This window comes from Haloparvum sedimenti (assembly GCF_001462205.1).
Taxonomy (GTDB): domain Archaea; phylum Halobacteriota; class Halobacteria; order Halobacteriales; family Haloferacaceae; genus Haloparvum; species Haloparvum sedimenti.
This window is the reverse complement of the sequence record NZ_LKIR01000122.1, coordinates 28,384-31,726: the sequence shown is the minus strand read 5'-3', so window position 1 is coordinate 31,726 and position 3,343 is coordinate 28,384. Positions and strand designations below refer to the sequence as shown.

Genomic DNA, 3,343 nt, shown 5'->3' with positions numbered 1-3,343 from the left:
GCTACTGTTGGCGGAGTTCGACGCGCCCACCACGGGCAACCAGCTGTACGACGACCACGCGCACCTCGACGCCGCCCACGACCGCTTCACCGACGCGGACCTCGAACTGATCGAGGACCGGCTCAACGAACTCGTCGCCGACGCCCGCCCCGTCACCCACTACACGATGGACCGCACGGCGGCGGAGGCGACGCTCGACACCGAGCGCACGCGGATCGACCTGCTGCCCGACTCCATCACCGAACTCCGCATCGTGGAGGTCGCCGGACTCGACTCGGACGGCGAGCCCGACGCCGACGCCGACCCCTACGACCGCACCGCGTGTGCGGGCACGCACGTCGACAACACCGAGAAGATCGGCGAGTTGGTCGTCACGGGCCGCGAGACGAAGGGAAGCGACGAGGAGCGCGTCCGGTTCGCGCTCGCGGAGCACGTCGACGACGGGGACGACACGGATCCCGCGAACGCGGAGGACGGAGCGGCGTGAGCGACGCCGACTTCGACCTGCGACAGGTCGTCCCGCACGACGCGATCCCCAGCGTCGACGACCCGCAGGGTGTGCCGGTCGCGGCCTACGAGGGAGAGCCGGACGACGACGTGGTCGCGGTCGCGGTCAAGGGGCGGGCCCGGGCGTACCCCGTCCGCTACCTCCACTACCACGAGATCGTCAACGACGAGTTGGGCGGCGTCCCGGTCGCGGTGACGTGGTGTCCGCTCTGCGGCTCCGCGGTGGTCTACGACCGGCGGGCGGAGACGGTCGACGCGGAAGGTGCCGACCTCGACGACGAGGGCGGCCTCCCCGAGACGCTCACGTTCGGCGTCTCCGGCAAGCTCGCGGACGACGACCTCGTGATGTACGACGGCGAGACCGGGACGGAGTGGAAGCAGTCGCTCGGACGCGCGCTCTCGGGGCTGCTCGCGGGCGCGTCGCTGCGGGTGCTCCCCGCGGGCGTGACGACGATGGCCCGCTTCCGGGAGGCACACCCCGACGGGGACGTGCTCGCCCCGCCGGGCGGCGAGAGCGAAGCGGCCGGGGACGGGGACGACCCCGAGCCCGTCGACTACGACGAGGCGCCCTACGAGCGCTACTTCGAGGCCGAGGGATTCGGGCTCGGCGCCCACCGCGGTACCGGCGGCCGTTCGTGGGACCGGACCGATCTCGACCCGAAGGCGGTCGTCCTCGGCGTCGAGCAGGACGGCGACGCGCTCGGCTTCCCCCTCCCGCGCGTCGAGGCGGCCGGCGGCGTCGTCACCGCGATGATCGGCGGCGAGCGCGTCGTCGTCTTCGCGGACGAGGGGATCCACGCCTTCGCCGACCCGGGGTACGACTGGCGCCCGACGCCGGCGGGTTTCCGTGCGGACCGCCCCGACGGCACCGGCGCGCTGTACGACGGCGCGACCGGCCTCCCCGTGGACGCACCCGCGGCCCACACCGGAGAATCGGGCGGCGCCGCCGCGGAGCCGCTCGAACGGGTCCCCTCACGGCGGCTGTTCGCGTTCGCGTGGCAGGACGACCACGGCGCGGACGCCTTCTACGAGCCCTGAGGGACCGGCCGGAACCTCGTCCGCTTCACGGACCGACTACAGGTACGCCGCGTCCCACCGCGCCGGTTTGCGCCGGTTGCCGCACTCGTTGCAGACGACTCGCTCCATCGTGTCCACGGCCACGTCGAGGCTCCCGCAGGCCCCGCACCGGAAGCCGTACCGCTCCTCGTGGTCCGGGTCGGCGTAGACGACGTAGAAGGGGCCCTCGGAGCCGCGGGAGCTCTCCGTCAGTGCGACGTGGAGCTCCGTCCCGTCGTCGGTCGTCACGGTCTCGGCGTCCTCGACGGCGACCCCCTCCGAGAGCGTCTTCCGATAGCGGTGCTCGGGAAAGCTGTCGTGGCCGATGTCGACGAGCCGTTCGTCGACGCGCTCGTACCCCTCACGCTCGTAGAACGTGGTGCCCGCCTCGTTGGCCGAAAGCACCGCGCCCTCGACGCGGTCGACGCCCCGCTCGCGGAGCGTCGCCTCGACGTGCGCTAACAGCGCCGTGCCGACCCCCTCGCCGCGGTGATCGGGGTGGACGTGGAGCCAGTCGATCTCGCCGACGCGCTCCCGACGGTCGACGACGTAGCTCTCGGCGAACCCGACGACCTTGCCGTCCGCGACCGTGACCGGGAACACGACCCGGTCGTCGGCGATGTCCGCGCCGAGCGCGTCTCGGTCGTACCAACGGTCGACGGCCGCCTCCAGCACCGTCTCGGTGATCGCGTGCCCGTACGACGCGCCGAGGGAGGCGCGCGCTACCGCCCTGATCGCGTCCACGTCGTCCCCGGTCGCCGCACGAATCTCCATGTGGGGTGTCACCACGTCCAGCTACAAAAGTGTCGGCGACCGGGTGAACGACTCGTCGCTACACTCGTCGCTACGACTCGTCCGTCGGCGAGGGACGGCCACCGACCAACACCGGCCGGTCCGCGTTGAGGATCACCGTCTGCGCGACGCTCCCGAACAGCGCCTTGCCCGCCGGCGACCGACGCCGTCCGCCGATGACGATCATGTCCGCGTCGTGGTCCGCGGCGGCCTCCAGGAGCTCCTCCGCGGGATCGCCGCTCGCCTCGAGGACCGTCGTCTCGATCCCCGCCTCCTCGAGCCGCTCCTGCGCCCGACGGACTCCCGCGACCTGCGCCGCGGATGCGCCCGCGGGATTGTCGGTGAACGCGTGAAACACCGAGACGGTCACCTCGTCGGCGTCCCCCGGCAGGTCGGCGACGGTCCCCGCCACCCGGTGGGCCATCTCTCCGTCGTCGTCAACTCCCAACAGCACGTGGTACATGGACCGGGGTTGTGCGGGATCCGTAATGGTCTTTCCCCCTGGATCTCCGCCTTCGGTCGAACGGCGAAACGACCGCGCAGCTAGAGAGTGTCACTGAACCGCCGAACGAAGGTGCGACGACGCGGAACTACGTGATGGAGTAGGTGGCGGCCGACATCAACAGCAGCGTCAGCACGAGCGCCAGCACCATCAGGTACGTCAGCGAGCGATTCTCCCACTTGAGGTGCATGAAGAACGCGACGACCAGCGCCGTCTTGAGCACGGCGATGACCATCGTTCCGACGAAGGAGATGTCGTACGCGAGGTCGAGTCCGCCCTCGAAGAGCACGTAGTTCAGGGCGGCGAGGCCCACCAGTCCCGCGTAGACGAGGCTGTAGAGTTTGATGGAGTCGGACGCCATTATTCGTACACCTCAACCTTCGGTGCCGTCCTTATAGATTTATTCATCCGTCTCCTCGCTGCCCCGCCAGCGGTTCCAGAGGTAGTGCGCGACGACGAACCCGCTGGACCAGAAGATCACCGCGC

At 70.6% G+C, this 3,343-nt stretch carries 4 protein-coding genes and 1 pseudogene; 2 read left to right on the top strand and 3 right to left on the bottom strand.

Features of this window, described 5'->3' with window-relative positions:
* A pseudogene (locus AN233_RS18005) lies at nucleotides 1-487 on the top strand (alanyl-tRNA editing protein); the annotation flags it as partial.
* A complete protein-coding gene (locus tag AN233_RS08900; RefSeq protein ID WP_058366440.1) occupies nucleotides 484-1,545 on the top strand; it encodes a DUF3179 domain-containing protein in 1,062 nt (353 codons plus the stop codon). The pseudogene AN233_RS18005 and the gene AN233_RS08900, both read left to right, overlap by 4 nt.
* Nucleotides 1,546-1,581: 36 nt before the next feature.
* Here AN233_RS08900 and AN233_RS08895 read toward each other — a convergent pair whose 3' ends face one another.
* From AN233_RS08895 to AN233_RS08885, 3 genes are all read right to left on the bottom strand, one after another.
* Complete coding sequence (locus AN233_RS08895; RefSeq protein WP_058366439.1) at nucleotides 1,582-2,337, bottom strand: GNAT family N-acetyltransferase; 756 nt, start codon at nucleotides 2,335-2,337, stop codon at nucleotides 1,582-1,584.
* A 70-nt stretch (nucleotides 2,338-2,407) separates the two neighbouring features.
* On the bottom strand, nucleotides 2,408-2,818 hold the full coding sequence (locus AN233_RS08890; RefSeq protein ID WP_058366438.1) for a universal stress protein: 411 nt from the start codon (nucleotides 2,816-2,818) through the stop codon (nucleotides 2,408-2,410).
* Nucleotides 2,819-2,945: 127 nt separating this feature from the next.
* Nucleotides 2,946-3,218: a cytochrome C oxidase subunit IV family protein gene (locus AN233_RS08885; protein ID WP_058366437.1), complete on the bottom strand. Its 273-nt coding sequence runs from the start codon at nucleotides 3,216-3,218 to the stop codon at nucleotides 2,946-2,948.
* Between the last annotated feature and the right edge of the window lie 125 nt (nucleotides 3,219-3,343).